18 protein-coding genes and 1 riboswitch are annotated in these 18278 nt (G+C 66.3%); of the genes, 7 read left to right on the forward strand and 11 right to left on the reverse strand.

What is annotated here, in order from left to right:
* Window positions 1-8: 8 nt before the first annotated feature.
* Complete coding sequence (locus FO044_RS09095) at window positions 9-446, reverse strand: SRPBCC family protein (RefSeq protein ID WP_132991579.1); 438 nt, start codon at window positions 444-446, stop codon at window positions 9-11.
* A complete protein-coding gene (locus tag FO044_RS09100) occupies window positions 443-853 on the reverse strand; it encodes a hypothetical protein (RefSeq protein ID WP_132991580.1) in 411 nt (136 codons plus the stop codon). Before FO044_RS09100 ends, FO044_RS09095 begins: the two co-directional genes overlap by 4 nt.
* Before the next feature lie 128 nt (window positions 854-981).
* On the opposite strand from FO044_RS09100, the gene FO044_RS09105 reads away from it, so the two are divergent.
* Window positions 982-2787, forward strand: coding sequence for an AMP-dependent synthetase/ligase (locus FO044_RS09105; RefSeq protein WP_132991581.1), 1806 nt, complete (start codon window positions 982-984; stop codon window positions 2785-2787).
* Window positions 2788-2818: 31 nt separating this feature from the next.
* Here the strand turns inward: FO044_RS09105 and FO044_RS09110 are convergent, their stop codons facing one another.
* From FO044_RS09110 to FO044_RS09125, 4 genes are all read right to left on the reverse strand, one after another.
* Window positions 2819-3937, reverse strand: a complete 1119-nt coding sequence (locus tag FO044_RS09110; RefSeq protein ID WP_132993264.1) for a glycosyltransferase family 4 protein — start codon at window positions 3935-3937, stop codon at window positions 2819-2821.
* A complete protein-coding gene (locus tag FO044_RS09115; protein WP_132991582.1) occupies window positions 3937-5340 on the reverse strand; it encodes a peptidase MA family metallohydrolase in 1404 nt (467 codons plus the stop codon). Before FO044_RS09115 ends, FO044_RS09110 begins: the two co-directional genes overlap by 1 nt.
* A complete protein-coding gene (locus tag FO044_RS09120; protein ID WP_235831288.1) occupies window positions 5341-6390 on the reverse strand; it encodes an NlpC/P60 family protein in 1050 nt (349 codons plus the stop codon).
* A gap of 121 nt (window positions 6391-6511) precedes the next feature.
* Window positions 6512-7084 (reverse strand): C40 family peptidase, encoded by a 573-nt coding sequence (locus FO044_RS09125; RefSeq protein WP_132991583.1) that lies wholly within the window; start codon window positions 7082-7084, stop codon window positions 6512-6514.
* 19 nt (window positions 7085-7103) lie between these two features.
* Window positions 7104-7293, reverse strand: a riboswitch (cyclic di-AMP (ydaO/yuaA leader).
* 548 nt (window positions 7294-7841) lie between these two features.
* Here FO044_RS09125 and FO044_RS09135 point away from each other — a divergent pair.
* Window positions 7842-9557, forward strand: coding sequence for a DEDD exonuclease domain-containing protein (locus tag FO044_RS09135; RefSeq protein WP_132991585.1), 1716 nt, complete (start codon window positions 7842-7844; stop codon window positions 9555-9557).
* Window positions 9558-9590: 33 nt separating this feature from the next.
* The gene (locus tag FO044_RS09140) at window positions 9591-9869 is read left to right on the forward strand and encodes an Lrp/AsnC family transcriptional regulator (RefSeq protein ID WP_132991586.1); all 279 of its coding nucleotides are present in this window, start codon (window positions 9591-9593) and stop codon (window positions 9867-9869) included.
* On the opposite strand, the gene trpD is transcribed toward FO044_RS09140, so the two are convergent.
* Complete coding sequence (gene trpD, locus FO044_RS09145) at window positions 9821-10915, reverse strand: anthranilate phosphoribosyltransferase (protein ID WP_235831289.1); 1095 nt, start codon at window positions 10913-10915, stop codon at window positions 9821-9823. The two genes, FO044_RS09140 and trpD, sit on opposite strands and share 49 nt — an antisense overlap.
* A 10-nt stretch (window positions 10916-10925) precedes the next feature.
* Window positions 10926-11387, reverse strand: coding sequence for a hypothetical protein (locus tag FO044_RS09150; RefSeq protein WP_132991588.1), 462 nt, complete (start codon window positions 11385-11387; stop codon window positions 10926-10928).
* Window positions 11388-11545: 158 nt separating this feature from the next.
* On the opposite strand from FO044_RS09150, the gene ctaE reads away from it, so the two are divergent.
* The 4 genes from ctaE (at window position 11546) to qcrB (ending at window position 15905) form a co-directional block, all read left to right on the forward strand.
* On the forward strand, window positions 11546-12157 hold the full coding sequence (ctaE, locus tag FO044_RS09155) for an aa3-type cytochrome oxidase subunit III (protein ID WP_186290519.1): 612 nt from the start codon (window positions 11546-11548) through the stop codon (window positions 12155-12157).
* Window positions 12158-12229: 72 nt separating this feature from the next.
* Window positions 12230-13126: a cytochrome bc1 complex diheme cytochrome c subunit gene (gene qcrC / locus FO044_RS09160; RefSeq protein ID WP_132991589.1), complete on the forward strand. Its 897-nt coding sequence runs from the start codon at window positions 12230-12232 to the stop codon at window positions 13124-13126.
* Complete coding sequence (gene qcrA, locus FO044_RS09165; RefSeq protein WP_132991590.1) at window positions 13123-14274, forward strand: cytochrome bc1 complex Rieske iron-sulfur subunit; 1152 nt, start codon at window positions 13123-13125, stop codon at window positions 14272-14274. The genes qcrC and qcrA overlap by 4 nt, the downstream gene beginning before the upstream one ends.
* Window positions 14271-15905, forward strand: coding sequence for a cytochrome bc1 complex cytochrome b subunit (gene qcrB, locus FO044_RS09170; RefSeq protein WP_132991591.1), 1635 nt, complete (start codon window positions 14271-14273; stop codon window positions 15903-15905). Before qcrA ends, qcrB begins: the two co-directional genes overlap by 4 nt.
* A 128-nt stretch (window positions 15906-16033) precedes the next feature.
* Here the strand turns inward: qcrB and FO044_RS09175 are convergent, their stop codons facing one another.
* From FO044_RS09175 to ctaC, 3 genes are read right to left on the reverse strand one after another with little or no spacing between them, the layout of a single operon-like run.
* On the reverse strand, window positions 16034-16564 hold the full coding sequence (locus tag FO044_RS09175) for a GNAT family N-acetyltransferase (RefSeq protein ID WP_132991592.1): 531 nt from the start codon (window positions 16562-16564) through the stop codon (window positions 16034-16036).
* Window positions 16565-16602: 38 nt separating this feature from the next.
* Window positions 16603-17019 carry a cytochrome c oxidase subunit 4 gene (locus tag FO044_RS09180; protein ID WP_132991593.1) on the reverse strand — a complete coding sequence of 139 codons (417 nt, stop codon included), beginning with the start codon at window positions 17017-17019 and terminating at the stop codon, window positions 16603-16605.
* Window positions 17019-18173: an aa3-type cytochrome oxidase subunit II gene (ctaC, locus tag FO044_RS09185; RefSeq protein ID WP_235831290.1), complete on the reverse strand. Its 1155-nt coding sequence runs from the start codon at window positions 18171-18173 to the stop codon at window positions 17019-17021. Before ctaC ends, FO044_RS09180 begins: the two co-directional genes overlap by 1 nt.
* Between the last annotated feature and the right edge of the window lie 105 nt (window positions 18174-18278).

An 18278-nucleotide genomic window follows, 5' to 3' on the forward strand; every position in this document is an offset into this window, starting at 1 on the left:
GAGATCGATCAGCCTTCGACCCACTTCTTGAGATCGCTGAGCGCCGATTCGGTGATCGCCTTCTCGGCGCGACGCTTCAGCTGGCTGATCATCGGAATGTGCAGGTCGACGGCCAACGTGTAGGTGACCTTGGTCGACCCCGGAACCTGCTGGGCGAGTTCGTAACTTCCACGCTGGTCCCGCTGCAGGTCGCTGGAGACCAAGCGCCACGACACCGCAGTGCCGTCTGCCGACCAGTCGTACCTGAGCTCGTAGGTGTCGGCGAGGACACCCGCGTCCACCACGAAGCGGACGTGTGTTCCGCGACCGAGTTCGTCGCGTTCGAGGACGCGAACCTCACGAGCCGCGCTCACCCACTTGACGTAGTTCTCGAAGTCGGCGATCACCGCCATCACGTCGGCGACGTCGGCGCTGACCACCGTCGACCGCTGCGTGTGCTCGCTCATGCCACGGCCTCCGCAGGGACGGCCGGCGCACCCGGTTCACGCGAGCCTTCGAGAACGCTCTTGACCTCGAAAGCCATCTTCTTGCCCGCCACCCGACGCACCCGGTTGAGTTCTGCGATCGAGTCCATCCGGGCCCGCGGGTCCGACGGGAGCCCATGGGCCGGCTCGGCATGCAGGTAGTAATGCAGAATGAAGCCGTCCAGGCGCTTCTCGCACCAGAGTTCCATGGTTCCGCTCAGGGGCCCGGATACGCGCCAGCGCACGCCCTCGTCGCCTCGGTCCTGCGCGACCTCGAGGGTCAGATCCGGCCACCACTGACGCCACCTGGCGCGGTCGCCGACCACGGCTCCCGCCAGGGACGCAGCGGCAGCGACGAATACCTCGTCGGCCACCTGGATGCTCGTCACGGAACCAGCATCACACACCGGTCGGCGGCGGCGAAAGCCGCCTCATCAGGACCGGTCGATGATAGGACGTTAAGATTTGCTGTGAGACCAGCGTCTCGCCCGTGAATCCGCTTCGGAAGGTGTAGTTGATGGCTGAATGCCGCGTGCCCGCAGGTTTCGAGATCCCGAAGGATCGAAACGCGGCCGATGTCCTGTTCGACATCGTCGAGGCGACGCCCCACCGGACGGTGTTCCTGCGCGAGGAGAACGAGGAATGGCTGCCCGTGTCGGCTGCCGAAGCCGGCGCACAGGTGCGATCGCTTGCGAAGGGCTTCATCGCATCGGGCATCGAGCCGGGCGACCGCGTCGCGATCCTGTCGTCGACTCGCCTCGAGTGGACGCTCATCGACTTCGCGATCTGGGCGACGGGCGGCCTGCCCGTCCCCATCTACGATTCGTCGTCCGTCGGTCAGATCGACTGGATCATGCAGGATTCGGGGGCGGTCGCCGTCGTGGCCGAAACCGCGAAGCACCGGAAGAACCTCGACTCGGTCGAGTCCATCGGCGACGCTGTGCAGATCTTCCAGATCGACGACGAGCCCGGCAAGGGGATCATCGAACTGTTCGCCGAGCGCGGCAAGGACGTGACCGACGCCGAACTCGACGAGCGCCGTCGTCACCTGAAGGCCGACGACCCGGCCACCCTCATCTACACCTCGGGCACGACCGGGCGTCCCAAGGGCTGCATGCTGACGCACGCCAACATGCTCGGAGAGATCGCCGGCGTCCTGGATTCGTCGCTGAGTGAACTGCTGGGTGAGGGCAAGCGACTACTGCTGTTCCTGCCGATGGCGCACGTGCTCGCTCGGGCCATCAACCTGGTCGCCATCGAGGCGGGCGTCGAAGTCGGTTACACCAGCGATATCGCGAACCTCGTTCCCACGTTCGGGGTCTTCAAACCCTCGCTCATCCTGTCCGTGCCCCGGGTGTTCGAGAAGGTGTACGCCTCGGCTCGCCAGAACGCGCACGACGGCGGAAAGGGCCGGATCTTCGATCTCGCGGCCGACACCGCAGTCGAGTACTCGACTGCACGTCAGGAAGGCACCTCGCCGGGGCTCATCCTGCGCGGAAAGCACGCCCTGTTCGACAAGCTCGTCTACAGCAAGCTCCGCGGAGCCCTGGGCGACCGGTGCGAGCTCGCGATCTCGGGCGGTGGACCGCTCGGGTCGCGCCTCGGACACTTCTTCAGCGGCGTCGGCATCCCCGTCTACGAGGGCTACGGCCTCACCGAGACCACCGCGGCCGTCTCCGTCAACACGCCCGGCAATGTGCGCGTCGGCACCGTGGGTCGTCCGCTGGCCGGCAACGGTGTCCGCATCGCGGACGATGGCGAGGTCCTGCTGAACGGCGAAGTCGTCTTCACCGGGTACTGGCAGAACGACGAGGCCACTGCGGACTCGTTCACCGACGACTGGTTCCACACCGGCGACCTCGGCAAACTCGACGCGGACGGCTACCTCACCATCACCGGACGCAAGAAGGAGATTCTCGTCACGGCCGGCGGGAAGAACGTGTCCCCGTCGCAGCTCGAGGACGTCATCCGCGCCAACGCGTTGGTGTCGCAGGCGATGGCGGTCGGCGATCAGCGTCCCTTCATCGGTGCGCTGATCACGATCGACGCCGAGGCGTTCGCTACCTGGAAGAGCAGCAACGGCAAGGACTCAGGCGCATCGGTCGCCGATCTCGCCGACGATCCGGACCTGCGTGCGGAGGTGCAGAAGTCGATCGATGCGGCGAACCGGACCGTGTCGCATGCCGAGGGCATCAAGAAGTTCGCGATCCTGCCCGATGACTTCACCGAGGAGGGCGGCGAGATGACGCCGACCCTGAAGGTCAAGCGCAACGTCGTCGCCGAGAAGTACGCGGACCGCATCGAGGCGCTCTACCAGAAGTAGACCGCCGGACCAGCGGTGCCGACCGCCCGCCTCAGAGCAGTCGCATGAGGCGGGCGGCTTGCTGCCGCCACTGCCAATTGCCGACGGCCCATGCCCGTCCGTGCTCCCCCATCGACGCTGCGCGATCGGGATCGGACAGGATGGCCGAGATCGCGCCCGCGACCCGCTCGTGGTCACGACCGTCGACGACGGTGCCGGTCCTTCCCTCGCGGACCGTCTCCGGCGCTCCCCCGGAATCACCCGCGACGACCGGTACGCCGCTCGCCGACGCTTCGAGGAACACGATCCCGAGGCCTTCGACGTCCAGGCCCTTCCCGCGGGTGCGCGTGGGCATGGCGAACACGTCGGCCGTCGCATGATGCTCGGGCAGCTCATCGGCGGGCACCGAACCGGTGAACGTCACCGACCCGGTGACTCCGACCCGCACGGCGAGGTCGTGCAGATGCTGCGCGTACGGACCGCCGCCCACGATCAACAGGCGTGCGGAGGGATGCTCCCGGAGCACGCGCGGCCAGGACTCGATGAGCACGTCCTGGCCCTTGCGGGGCACCAGACGCGATAGGCACACCACCAGAGGCGCCTCGCCGATCTCGTAGCGCTCCCGCAGCTTGCGGCGCGCCGCGGGGTCGGGGGCGAAGCGATCGGTGTCGACGCCGCACGGCACGTACTCGAGTGAGGCATCGCGGCCGAAGGCTGCGGCGAACCGGCTTCGGGTGTACCGGCTGACGTAGGTCACCACATCCGAGTTCGCGCCGATGTATCTGAGTACCGAACGCGCGACGGGGATCATCGACCAGCCGACCTCGTGGCCGTGTGTGCTCGCCACGATGCGCGCGGCCCCCGCCTTCCGCATCCACGGCCCCAGGACTGCGAGAGGCGCGGCTGCCCCGAACCACACCGTGTGCACGTCGTGCTCGCGGACGAGACTCGACGCACGCCGGGCGACGAACGGGCTGGGCAGCATCAGCGAGGTGCGGTGCCGGATGACGCGGAACGGTGCCGCGGCGTCGTACTCCTCGCAACCTTTCCATCGGGGGGCGTAGACGATCACCTCCTCCGGCGGCAGGAACTGAACGAGGTTCTCCAGATACGACTGGATCCCACCGGGACGCGGCGGGAAGTCGTTGGTGACGAGCAGGGTGCGCCGCATCAGCGCGCCCGCTTCTCGAGCCACTTCTGCCACAGCTTCACCAGAGCTGCACGATCCTCGCCGAGCGTCGACCGCATCGCCGCATCGGCCGCAGCGCGCTCACCGGTCTCGGCGACGGCCCGGTAGAACCGCTTCAGTCTCTGCTCGCCGTACTCGTCGGCCACGAACGCGGCGAACGACCACGCACTCTGGTACGCCACCCGGGCCTGCTCGCTGTCCACTGCGAACTCGTCGTCGGAAGGCAGCTCCTTCGGCACATTCCGGCCGACCACGGCTGCCGCCAGATCCGGTGCGGCGTCGGAGAATTCGCGATATGTACCCTTGCGCCCCAGGTATTCGGGAACACCTTCGGTGAGCCACATCGGCGCGTTCTCGGCGGTCGCCATCCGCGCCGCGACATGCACCATCTCGTGCTCGACGACCACCCGCAGCGCGGCTTCGGTCATATCCGCCGCGCCCGGTGACAGCACGATGCGCTGACCGATCACCTTGCCGCCACGTCGGTCGATCTGCGAGAACACGGTCGCGGCCGCCGCCGAATCGGTATCACCGGCCTTCGTGCGGGTGAGAGCCGCGAACTCGGCCGGATCCGCGGTCGCAACGACTGCGACGCGCCGCGGCCAGTCCCGTCCCCAGAAGTGGTCGACGGCGTCCACTGCGCCGGGAAGAATCTTGCGGACCCGGTCGACGGTCTTCTCGGTCCCCGGATACGAGAGCACCGTGGAGGTTCCGCCCGCCGTCTTCGCATCGGCCGCCGCCAGACCGTCGAACTCCCACGGCCCGATCTCCACCGGATCGTGGTCGGCGCTGACGCTCTCGGCGACCGATGCATCGCCCAGCACCTTCCAGTCGTCGCCGTAACGGGCGAACGCCATCGTCTCCGTGAGAGTGACCGGAGGTTCGTGGAGCCCGGGCAGGCTCGCCCCGCCCAGTGCGTACGACAACTCCACCGGAGTGACCCAGCTGTCCGAACTACCGGACTCCTCGAGCTTGCTCGCGATGTCGGAGGACAACTGCTGCTCGGGATCGGTCGTCGGGGCGACCCGGTAGGAGAACGTCGTCAGGTGGAGTCGGCCGCCGCGGTGGTCCCGGTTCTCACGCTCGGCGAAGGCGGTGGCCGCGGTGTGCATCCGGTCGCGGAAATCGGCGGGCGCCGCCGCATCGATCAGAGCGTCGAGCCCCTCGTGGTCGCCGGTGTGCAGCGCCGACGACAACTGTTCGAGGAGTGCGCTGACGCCGTCACTGCGTTGCTGCTCGAAGGCGTTCAGCGGGGTGGTGGAGATGGTGGCCGACGACGCGGCAGCGGCTTCGTCGGCCGACGGCTCGTCGTTCGAGCACGCTGTCAGCAGGCCGGCTGAAACCACCACAGCGGCCAGCGCGGCGGTCGCGCGCCGAGTGCGCACTCAGTACCGTCGCGCGGCGTTGTACGGTCCGGCCTCGTCCACCGGAACCACCTGCACGGGAATGCCGTACGTGGAGGCGTGCACGACCATGCCGTGGCCGACGTACATGCCGACATGCGTGGCGCCCGGGTAGTAGATGATGAGGTCGCCCGGACGGAGATCGCCGCGGTCGACCGACGTGCCCCCGGCGAGCTGTGCGCCGCTCGTGCGCGGTAGTGACTTGTCGGCCTGTTCGTACGCCCACACCATGAGTCCCGAGCAGTCGAACTCGCTCGGCCCGTCGGCACCCCACGAGTACGGGGAGCCGACCTTGGACAGCGCGGCCTTCACCGCACGGAGTGCAGTGGAGGTGCCCTTCGGCACGGACTTGATGGAGAAGTCGTAATGCGGTCCTCGCAGCTTGGACAGCTGCCGTCCGGTCAGCGATTTGAACATCGCCCGGATCTTCACCGCTTCGAGTTGCAGGTCGGATTGCTTCGCCTGCAGTCGGCCTCGGTGACGTTCGGCCTTCGCGACCGAGGAGCGGGCCTCGCGGGCCGCGTCGTCGGCCGCGGACTTCGCCTCGCGGGCCTTGCGTGCGGTCGCGGTGACCGAGCGGAGGTCTGCGGCGGACTGCCGGGACATGACCTCCAGTCCGGACATGTTGTCGAGAAGCGATTGGGGCGAATCGCTGACCAGCACCGCGTAGAGGCGGTTGACCCGGGCACCTCGATAACTCGCACGCGCCAGCGCATCGATCTTCTCCTGTGCGCGGTCCATCCGGCCTTCCAGCCCGGACAGCTTCCGCGATGCGGACGCCGAGGCGCGCCGCTGCTCGGCGACCACCTTGCGCTGCTTGTCGAACTCCGACTTCGCGCGGTTCATCTCCTCCGAGGTGCGTTCCGCCTTCTCGGAGAGTTCCTTGTACTGGGTCAGAACCCGGTCGGCGCGGCTCTTCGGCTCGGCCGATGCCGGCGGACCGGGCAGCAGCGAGGCCGTCGCCACCATCACAGCGCTGACCGCCGTCGCACGCGTCACCCGACGCACCCGATCACCTTGGTTCTGATCCACCACACGATCCTTAATACCGCTCAGGGTGGGTCACGCGCACATCGGCGCGTTCCCCACCCTGGTCTGAATGCTTCATTGTGCCCCGGAATCGATCTTCCGGGGCGGACTCGAACCGATCGGCTCAGTAGCGGCGAATGCTCGACACGGACCAGTTGCTGACCTTGTCGCGCTGAACGGGGACGCCCTCGGTCGACGAGTGGACGAACATGCCGTTGCCCGCGTAGATGCCTGCGTGGCCGCCGCCGTTGAAGATCAGGACATCGCCGGGACGCGCCTTCGAGACCGACGAGACGGACTTGCCGCCACCGGCCTGGCCGTAGCTGTCGCGCGGGATGGTCTTGCCTGCCTCCTGGTAGGCCCAGTAGACGAGACCCGAGCAGTCGAACGCGCTCGGTCCGGCGGCGCCGTACGCGTACGGCGAGCCGATCTTCGACTCCGCGTTGTGCAGCGCCTTCTTCGCGCGCACCTGCTGGGGGCTGCCGATGTTATCGCCCGGCTTCGGAACGTCCATGTTGGGCAGCTTGATGTTGCCCGGCAGATCGAACGTGCCGAGGTTGGGGATCTTCACCGGCGCTGCATCGGCCGGGGCAGACGCGAGCGCAGCCGAACCACCGATGGCGATCGATCCTGCGACCACGGCGGTCGTTGCGGCCTTGCGGCCCGCGCCGGGCTTGTCCAAACGGTGTTTAGCCACTGAACTGAGTACTCCTTGTTGTCTCTCCCTGACCGCCGACCGGGTTAGCTGTCGGGTTCGAGCCGGAAGATATGGCTCTACGCGTTCGGGTCGCTGGGACCACGGCCGCGATTCACCCCAATTCACCGGCGCGTTCGCACACGCCGAAGAAGAAAAGTGGTTCCCCGGTTCGCTCCCGAGGGGTAGGAGCGATTAGGCGGTGACCCTCCGGGTCTCCCCTTACGGGGATCACCTCACTGGAAAGTCTCGAAAAGATTACGAAACCCGTCGAACGATGTCCAGGAGGGCGGGCAAAGGGCGCCCTCACACGCGAATCAGACCGCGTGGAGCCATCCGGCACTCGTTTCAGAAAACCCGCATTCACCTGCAGATACGCGTTCCCGTGCCAGACTCGCGCTTTCGGCCGAAATCAGCGCTGTGTCGACCAGCACATCTAGTGCCGCGAGCATGTCTGATTCATCGCGATCTGTTACGTACTCGCTGGTAACAGGACCGAGGAGCACCTGCATCATGCACCCGTCGCAGGCTCGATTGCGTGCCGGGCACGTCGCGCAGTCGATTCTCATTGTGATCCGCCTCTCATTTCATGTGCATGGTCCGGATTCGGCGAGTCCGGCAGGCTTCCAGCGTGTCGCCGGAGCCCGGCAGAGCTCGACCTCGGGTGCAGACTACGAACGCACTCCGACAATCCTCGACGGTCGGTGATCCTGCTTCCGCCGCCCGGGATCCTGTCGGAGGCGCGTCATACCGTGCCCGCATGACGATCACCTCCGATCAACTGTCGTTCGCCGACATCGATCACGACGAGTTCGCCGATCGTTCCCTGTTCGACACCACACTCGTCGTCGTCGACCTGGAGACGACCGGGGGCAGCTCCGATCAGGATGCGATCACCGAGATCGGTGCGGTCAAGATCCGCGGCGGCGAGGTTCTCGGCGAGTTCGCGACGCTCGTCGACCCCGGTCGCGAGATCCCGCCGCAGATCGTCGCCCTCACAGGCATCACGACGGCGATGACGTACGACGCACCGCCCATAGAGGAGGTCCTGCCCGCGTTCGCGGAGTTCGCTGCGGGGAGCGTGCTCGTCGCCCACAACGCCCGGTTCGACACCGCGTTCCTCCGCAAGGCCGCCGTTCGCATGCATCTGCCCTGGCCGTTCACCACATCGCTCTGCACGGTCGCGATGGCTCGCCGGATCCTCACCAGGCAGGAGGCCCCGACCGTGAAGCTATCGGCGCTCGCCGAGCTGTTCGACGTCTCGGTCCGGCCCACGCACCGTGCCCTCGACGACGCTCGGGCCACCGTCGACGTCTTCCATCACCTGCTCGAGCGGGTGGGGAATCGCGGAGTGCACACATATCGCGACCTCACCGAGTACTTGCCGCGCGCGACGCCCGCCATGCGCGCCAAGCGCTCGCTGTCGACGAACCTGCCGAGACGTCCCGGGGTGTACCTGTTCCGTGGACCGGGCGACGAGGTGCTCTACGTCGGCACTGCGAAGGACCTGCGCCGCCGCGTGTCGCAGTACTTCTCCGGCGGCGAATCCAGGACGCGCATGGCCGAGATGGTCGCGCTCACCGAGCGGGTCGATCATGTCGAGTGCGCGCATTCACTGGAGGCCGGTGTCCGGGAGCTGACTCTCCTCGCGACGCACAAGCCCGTGTACAACCGTCGTTCCCGCAATCCGCACCGAGGCTGGTGGCTGACGCTGACCGACGAGCGGTTCCCGCGTCTCACCGTCACCAGGACACCGGCCGCCGCGTCGATCGGCCCGATCGCCGGCCGGAATGCGGCCGCCGACGTCGCGGACGTGATCAGTTCCGCGGCTCGCCTGCGCTCGTGCACGACGAACCTCAAACGCGCCGACCAGCACTGGTGCACCGGCGATGCGCCAGGAAGTTGCCACGCCGCCGGCGAACGGCCCGAAACCGCCCCCGACTACCGGGCTCGCACCGAAGCCGCCGAGGCGCTGCTGCACGGCCGGTCGGACGAGTTGCTCGTCGCCCTCCACGATCAGCTGCACCGACTGGCGGCGCTCCGCCGGTACGAGTCCGCGGCCCGGGCACGCGACCGCCTCGCAGCCACGATCGACGCGCTGGCCCGGTGCCAGCGACTGACCGCCGTCGCACGGATCACCGAGCTCGTGCTCGCACACCCCGACGGCGCCGGAGGTTGGGAGTTCAGCGTCATCCGGCACGGGCGGCTGGCCGGTGCCGCACGCGCTGCCCCCGGGGTGGCGCCGATGCCGGTGATCGAGACGATGAGAGCAGCCTCGGCGACCATCCTCCCGCCGACCGAGCGCGCCGGCCCGCTGGCCGGTGCACCTGCGGAGGAGCTCTCGCTCATCGATCGGTGGATGAGCGAACCCGGCACCCGACTGGTGACGACGACAGATGACCTGTCCCTCCCGATCGGCTCGGCGCAGCGGTGGATCCACTTCGCGTGGGACGCCCGGCATGCCCGAGAGACATGACGCTCCCGATCGGCCTGACGCTAGGGTTGAGCCATGATCACTGCCATCGTTCTCATCGGGGCCGACATCCATCAGATTCCGGAGACGGCTCAGGCTGTCGCGAACATCCCCGGCGTCACCGAGGTGTACTCATGTGCGGGCGACGTCGACCTGATCGCCAAGGTGCGGGTGCGAAGCCACGATCAGATCGCCGAGGTCGTGACCGCGAAGATCAACCGCCTGCCCGGCGTGCGGACGAGCGCGACGCATATCGCCTTCCGGAGCTACGCGAGTTCCGAGGTCGACGGCGGGTTCTCGATCGGCGAGAACTGAGACCAGTCGTCGAGGAGCCGCGCGGCCGCACCGGAGTCGATCACGTCCGAGACTCTCGCGTGCGCCGCGCGCAGCGCCGCCGCCAGACCGGCGTCGTCGAACGGCCCGTCCTGCTCGAACGCCACGATCGCAGCCGCCGCGTTCAGGGTGACGGCATCACGGACCGGTCCGGTCTCGCCTGCGAACAGATCGCGAGCGACCACCGCGTTGACACTCGCATCGCCGCCCTGCAGAGCGGACAGTTCCACGAGGTCGATGCCCAGATCGCGGGGATCCAGCGCCAGCTTTCGGATCCGGCCCTCGAAGACCTGCCACACGGTGGACGTGGTCGTGGTCGTGATCTCATCGAGCCCGTCGTCGCCGCGGACCACGAGCACCCGATTTCCCCGATCGGCGAACGCCTGCGCCATCACCGGCGCCAGATCCTCGAACGCGCACCCGATGAGTCCCGCCGTCGGCGACGCCGGGTTGGTCAACGGACCGAGAACGTTGAACACGGTCGGAATGCCGATCTCACGACGCGGCGGACCCGTGAAACGGAACGCCGGGTGGAAGACGGGTGCGAAGCAGAACCCGATACCGAGCTTCTCCACGCATTCGCGGACGGCCGCCGGGCTGAGGGTGATGTTCACATCGAGCGCCTCGAGCACATCGGCACCGCCGCTCTTCGACGACGATGCGCGGTTGCCGTGCTTCACCACCGGCACACCGGCAGCCGCGACCACCACCGAGGTCATCGTCGAGATGTTCACGGTATGAGCTCGGTCCCCGCCGGTTCCGACGATGTCCACCGCCTCGCCGGACACCTCGATGCGGTTCGCCAGCGCCAACATCGAATCCGACAGGCCGCGCAGCTCCGAGGATGCCGCGCCCTTCATCTTGATCCCCACGCCGAGCGCCGCGATCTGGGCACCGGTCGCAGAGTCGGACATGATCTCGCGCATCGCCCACGCGGCCTCGTCGACCGAAAGATCGATGCCGTCCGTGACCTTGCCGAGAATCTGCGGCCACGTATAGGTGGACCTGCTCGCCTGCGAAGTGTTCACGGCAACCAGCCTAGCCAGGCAGGTCCAGCACGGCCCACCCGACACTGCGGCCCCCGGCACGCGATGCCCGACTCGCCATACGCGATCGTTCCTGTGACACCGTGCGAGCATCCACCGCCTGCACCCGGGCCAACGCGATGAGAACCATGCCGTCCGGCGCATCCGGGTCCCCATCGAGGAGCGTCGTCTCCTGATATCCCTCACGTGCCGCTGATGAAGCGGCACCGGGCGCCGCTTCTCCGGGGACGGCCAGCAGATGCCGGAGCACCGCACCGCGCGATTCCCCGAACCCCGCGCGGTCGAGCACTGCCGAGCTCGCCGTCACGTCGTCGTCGCACCGCACCACCACCTCGAGGTCGGCGTCGTCGACGTCGGGCACCCTTCGTGACGGGTCGCCGCGACGCAGCCGAGCGACCATGCGGCGGATCCGACCGTCGGACTTGGCTTCGGAATCTGTGTCGTCGCTCCTCATGGCTTCGAGCAAACCAGATCACCAAGCGTCACCGCACCCTGTGAGGACACGCCGGTCGCCACTACCGGTGATCGGTCTACCTGCGAAAAACAGAACGCGCACGTCGAATTTCCGACCCAGCTGGAAATCATTTACTACGAACCGTCATACTTCTTGATGTGACTAGCGCTGTGGGTAACTCCGGAACCGCCATCACCTCACGCGTGCACTCGCTGAACCGTCCCAACATGGTCAGCGTCGGCACCATCGTGTGGTTGTCGAGCGAGTTGATGTTCTTCGCCGGCCTGTTCGCGATGTACTTCGTCGCGCGGGCCAATGCTGCTGACGGCTGGCCCCAGCCGCCGGCCCACCTGAACCTCGCCCTCGCGGTGCCGGTGACCCTCGTACTGATTCTCAGCTCGGTCACCTGCCAGTACGGCGTCTTCGCCGCTGAGCGCGGCGATGTGTTCGGTCTGCGCCGCTGGTACACGATCACGCTGGTCATGGGCACGTTCTTCGTCTGCGGTCAGGCGTACGAGTACTACACGCTGGTCGGAGAGGGGCTCACCCTCTCCTCGAACGCCTACGGCTCGGTCTTCTACATGGCGACCGGCTTCCACGGAATGCACGTCATCGGCGGTCTCGTCGCATTCGTCTTCCTGCTGATCCGCACGCGCCTGTCGAAGTTCACCCCGGCGCAGGCGACCGCGGCGATCGTCGTCTCCTACTACTGGCACTTCGTCGACGTCGTGTGGATCGCCCTGTTCGTGGTCATTTACTTCATCCGGTAGCCCCCGGCGGCCCCGGAACCGGATCAGCCGGTTCGCCAAATACCAGTCCAACCGCTTAGTAGAGAGTCACCGATGAGATCATCTCCACCGAGTTCGCCGGAGACGCGCGACGCCACGACTTCGGGCTCACGCACGAAGTCGCGGCGCAAGCTCCGTCGGCGTGCCGCCGGAACCATCTTCCTGCTCCTCGGCCTCGTCGCCACCGGACTTCTCGCGGGCTTGCTCAGCCCCGAGCCGCAGGTGGCCACCGCCGACGACCAGCAGGCTTCCATGATCAAGACCGGCAAGCAGCTGTACGAGACCTCGTGCATCACCTGCCACGGCGCCAACCTCGAAGGCGTCAACGATCGCGGACCGTCCCTGATGGGCGTCGGCGACGCCGCCGTCTACTTCCAGGTCTCGTCCGGCCGTATGCCCGCCGCCCGCGGTGAGGCCCAGGCCGCGCGCAAGCCCGCCAAGTTCACCGAAGCTCAGATCGATCAGCTCGGCGCTTACATCCAGGCGATGGGCGGCGGACCGCGCGTCATGTACGAGCGGAACTCCGACGGCTCGGTCAAGCGCGGAGAGAACGGATTCCCGGTGCTGGCCATGGAGTCGCTCAAGGGCGACGATCTCGGCCGCGGGTCGGAACTGTTCCGGCTCAACTGCGCCTCCTGCCACAACTTCACCGGTCGTGGCGGTGCGCTCTCGGGCGGTAAGTACGCTCCCCCGCTGACGGACGTCAATCCGCAGCAGCTCTACACGGCGATGCTCACCGGCCCGCAGAACATGCCGAAGTTCTCCAACCGGCAGCTGTCGGTCGAGGAGAAGAAGAACATCATCGGTTTCATCCGTTACGCAGACTCCGCCAACCCCAGTGGCGGCCTCGGTCTCGGCGGATTCGGTCCGGCCTCTGAAGGCATGGTCATGTGGGTTGTCGGTGGCGCGCTCATCGTTGCGGGCGCAATGTGGATTGGATCACGAAATTGAGCGATTCAAATAAGGACCTTCCGTCCGACGAGGAACTCCGCGGCATGTCCGCGGAAGACAAGGTCCGTCTCGGCACCAATCTCGACGGGGTGGAGATCATCCACCGTGTCGAGCGGTACCCCGAGCCGGACACCAAGGCGGAGAAGCGCTCCGAGTTCGCAGTGGCGATCTGGTTCATTCTCTCCGGACTGTTCGCCATCGCCGGGTTCGTTCTCTTCATCTGGAACCGGTGGGAGTTCACCATGCCGGAGGAAGAGGGCTACTGGGCGTACACCTTCTACACCCCGCTCCTCGGTGTGACCTTCGGCCTCGCGATCCTGTCGTTCGGCTTCGGCGTCATCCAGATCACGAAGCGTTTCATCCCGGCCGAGATCTCGGTCCAGGATCGTCACGATGGCGGATCAACCGAGGTTGACAAGCAGACGATCGTCGCCGAACTCGCCGACACCGTGCAGACCAGCACGTTGGGTCGACGCAAGATGATCCTCAGTTCCGCAGTGTTCGGCCTGGGAGCGCTCGGCCTCGCCGGCGGCGTCGCAGCCATCGGCGGGTTCATCAAGAACCCGTGGGCCAAGGGCGACGATTCCGAGCTCTGGCACTCCGGCTGGTCGCCCATCTACAACGAGAAGCCGAACGAGACCATCTTCCTGCGCCGCGACACCGGTAACCCGTACCAGGTGGTCCTGGTGCGCCCCGAGGATCTCGACGCAGGCGGCATGGAGACCGTGTTCCCATGGCGTGTGTCGGACGGCTACGGCGACGACGAGCACTCGCGTCACAAGCTGCTGGAGGGCCTGCGCCTCGTGCGCAATCCCGTGATGCTGATCCGCCTGCGCCCCGAGGACACCGCACGTGTCATCAAGCGCAAGGGACAGGAGAGCTTCAACTACGGCGATTACTTCGCCTACACGAAGGTCTGCAGCCACCTCGGCTGCCCGACCTCGCTGTACGAGCAGCAGACTCACCGAATTCTCTGCCCGTGCCACCAGTCGCAGTTCGACGCCCTCGAGTACGCGAAGCCGGTCTTCGGACCCGCAGCACGTGCTCTCGCGCAACTGCCGCTGACTGTCAACAATCAGGGCTACATGGTCGCCGCAGGCGATTTCATCGAGCCCGTCGGACCGGCATTCTGGGAGCGTAAGTCATGACGATTGCCGACCGCCTGGCCACTCAGGCTGAAGAGGTCGACTCGCGGTACCACCTTGCGGCCGGTATGCGCCGTCAGATCAACAAGGTGTTCCCGACTCACTGGTCGTTCCTGCTCGGTGAGGTGGCGCTGTACAGCTTCGTCATTCTGCTGCTGTCGGGCACGTACTTGACGTTCTTCTTCGATCCGTCGATGGCACACGTCACCTACGAGGGCGTGTACCAGCCACTCAACGGCGTCACGATGAGCCGCGCGTACGAGACGACGCTCGACCTCTCCTTCGAGGTCCGCGGTGGACTCTTCGTCCGCCAGATCCACCACTGGGCGGCACTGCTGTTCGCGGCGTCGATCATCCTGCACATGGCACGTATCTTCTTCACCGGTGCGTTCCGTCGGCCGCGTGAGGCGAACTGGATCATCGGCTGCTTCCTGCTGCTGCTCGCCATGTTCGAGGGCTTCTTCGGCTACTCGCTGCCCGACGATCTCCTCTCGGGCACCGGTGTTCGCGCCGCGATGTCGGGCATCGTCCTCGGTATCCCACTGATCGGCACCTGGACGCACTGGGCGCTGTTCAACGGCGACTTCCCGGGCGACATCATCATCTCGCGCCTGTACGTGCTGCACGTGCTGCTGTTCCCGGCCATCATCCTGGCGCTGATCGGCGCCCACCTGGCCCTGGTCTGGTACCAGAAGCACACGCAGTTCCCCGGCCCCGGCCGCACCGAGAAGAACGTCGTCGGTGTTCGCATCCTCCCGGTGTTCGCCGCCAAGGGCGGTGCGTTCTTCGCGATCGTGTTCGGTGTCCTCGCGCTCATGGCGGGTGTCTTCCAGATCAACGCGGTGTGGAACATCGGCCCGTACAACCCGGCGCAGGTCTCTGCCGGCTCTCAACCGGACATCTACATGATGTGGACGGACGGGTTCGCGAGACTGATGCCTGCGTGGGAGATATACCTGGGCAATTACACGATCCCCGCGATCTTCTGGGTCGTCCTCGTGATCGGCGTGATGTTCGGGCTGCTGTTCGGTTACCCGTGGATCGAGAAGCTGCTGACCGGCGACAAGGCGCACCACAACCTGTTGCAGCGTCCTCGTGACGCCCCGGTCCGGACCGCGGTCGGCGCGATGGCCCTGGTGTTCTACGCCATCCTCACTCTGATGTGCATGAACGACATCATCGCGCTCAAGTTCCACATCTCGTTGAACGCGACGACGTGGATGGGCCGCATCGGTCTCATCGTGCTGCCGCCACTGGCGTACTTCATCGCCTACCGCTGGGCGCTCTCGCTCCAGCGCAGCGACCGCGCCGTCCTGTCGCACGGCATCGAGACCGGGATCATCCGCCGTCAGCCCAAGGGCGAGTACATCGAGATGCATCAGCCGCTGGGACCGGTGGACGATCACGGTCACCCGATCCCGCTCCCCTACGAGGGTGTCCCGCTGCCGAAGCGCATGAACAAGCTCGGTTCCGCGGGTGCACCCGGCACCGGTTCGGCCCTGTCGGCCGACACCCCGGAGGAGCAGGCGCAGAACGTCCGCATCGCGCACGAGCAGCACGAGGCCGAGAAGAAGGCCATCACCGAGCTGCAGGAGAAGGGCGGGAACCCGCTCGACGACGGTTCGTCTCACTGACGGAAGTCTCCACTGACGGCAACGGCCGCCTCGCGTACGCGAGGCGGCCGTTCTCGTTGCACTCCCCTCCCCCACCCGATACGCGCTCTTCGAACACAGCGCCACAGGCTCGCAGAAGGTCCGGCCGCTTACCAGACCTCACCGCGACGCCAGTCGCAGAGCAGACGCGCAGACAGGTCCACATCGGGGCGGACTGGGGTACGCAGAATGAAGACGTGCCCCTCCTCGTCCGGGGTCGGTCGCACTCCGTCGGGAGCCAATGCACCCAACTGCCCCTCCCAGGGCTCCCAGCCGTGCCGGAGATACAGCGCGCGGCCGTCGTCAGAGGCTCCCAGAGCGCCGAACTCGTACGCTCTGCGGACGATCCCCTCGACATGGGTCATCAGGGCGTCCCCGATCCCCTGCCGACGCATTGCGGCGTCTACGGCCACGGCCTCGACGTAGCCCGTGCGCAGCACCTCGTCGCCGAGGATCAGCTGCCGCTGGACCACGCTTGCGTGCCCGACGAGTCGGTCTGCGGCCCCGGCGAGCACGTGGACTCCGCCGATGGCGTGGTCGAAGTCCGCGTCCCCGAAATCACCGTCGAATGCGGTGACCAGGAAGTCGCGAAGGACTTCGCGGTCGTCACCGGACAGTTCATGGGAATGACAAGACCGCACCCGGAATCCGGATGCGGTCTCGTTGGAGGCGTTGGAGGTCAGTGCTTCTCAGGTCCGACGTGGTATTCGAACACCAATCCTGCGACGACGCCGATGATGATGACCACGAATGCGATGGAGAACCAGAAGTTTCCGCTAGCGAATCCGATGGCGAACAGCGCTGCCGCTGCCGCGATCATGATCGGCCAGTAGCTACCGGGGCTGAAGAAGCCCAGTTCGCCTGCACCGTCTTCGACTTCGGCTTCCTCGTAGTCCTCAGGACGGATCTCGACGCGTCGTGCGACGAACCTGAAGTAGGTTCCCGCGATCAGCGAGAGACCGCCGGAGAAGAACATGCAGGTAGCACCTGTCCACTCGACGCCGGTGCGGTAGTAGAAGGTGCAGACCGCGTAGATCACACCCATCACGATGAAGAAGATTGCGAGGATCTCGAAGATCCGGGCCTCGACCTTCATTAGTTCGTTCCCCCCTCGGCCGGCGTGCACTGCGCCTGCTTCGTGTTGTCGGCGTCACCGATCTTCTCCGGCGTGGTGCCGTTGGAGACGCGGCGGGTGTCGAACGGCACCGTGGTCACGGACTGCGGAACCTCACAGATGGCCTGCAGTGCCTGCGCGTTGGTGGCGTCCGGGTTGGAGTTGCGGAACTCGATGTACTTCGCGAAGTCGGCCGGACTCACGGCGCGGATCTCGAAGTTCATCATCGCGTGGAACGTGCCGCACATCTCGGCGCAACGTCCCACGAAGGCACCCTCACGGTCGATCGAGCTCACCTGGAAAGTCGGATCCTGGTGGTTCTGCTCCGGGAAGGGCATCACATCGCGCTTGAACAGGAACTCGGGAACCCAAAACGAATGGACGACATCCGCGGCGGCCAGGTTGAACTGGATGCGCGTGTCGGTCGGCAGCACCAGGACGGGAACCTCTGCGGAGGTGCCCACGGTCTCGATCTTGTCGAAGGCGAGGTACTTGCGCTCCTCGGCCGAACGACCGCCTGCGGCGCCCTTGATCGCCTCCCGCTCACCCTCGTGGTCCCGGTACTTCGGGATCTGGAGCTCGAAGGCCTCACCCTTGCGGGAGTCGGTCTGCGGGTTCACGAGCTGACGGCCGTCGATGTTGACCGAGTTGTAACCGAACTTCCAGTTCCACTGGAAAGCGGTGACGTCCACAGCGATCGCCGGGTTGTCCTCTTTGTTCTCCACCTCGTTCTGCACGCCGACGGTGAAGTAGAACATCACCGCGATCAGCACGAACGGGATCGCCGTGTACGCGAGTTCCAGCGGAACGTTGTAGCCGGTCTGACGCGGAATGACCTCGTCCTCGGTCTCCGACTTCTTGGCGCGGTGGAAGGTGATGGTCCAGAAGATCAGACCCCAGACCAGCACGCCCATTGCGAGGGCGGCGATGACCGACCACGTCCAGAACTCAGCCATGCTCTTACCTTCGGGCGTGATGCCCTCTGGCCAACCGAAACGCAATGCCTCTTCAGCACTGCACCCCGACGTCATCAGCACAACGACACCCAGGACCGCGAGGCCACTCAGTCGTTTGATCGTGCGCGACGCGGGCACTCCGCGTCGTGCCGACGACCGTCCACGGTTCGTCAATTTCACGCCTTCCTGCTGGCAGGGAGCTGTTCCACAAGGCATGCGCAGACGAGGCACACGCCCTCGACGCAATTCTTGCACCTAGTAACTACGCAGCGTAGTCCAACCCGC

The organism is Gordonia zhaorongruii (assembly GCF_007559005.1).
Lineage (GTDB): Bacteria > Actinomycetota > Actinomycetes > Mycobacteriales > Mycobacteriaceae > Gordonia > Gordonia zhaorongruii.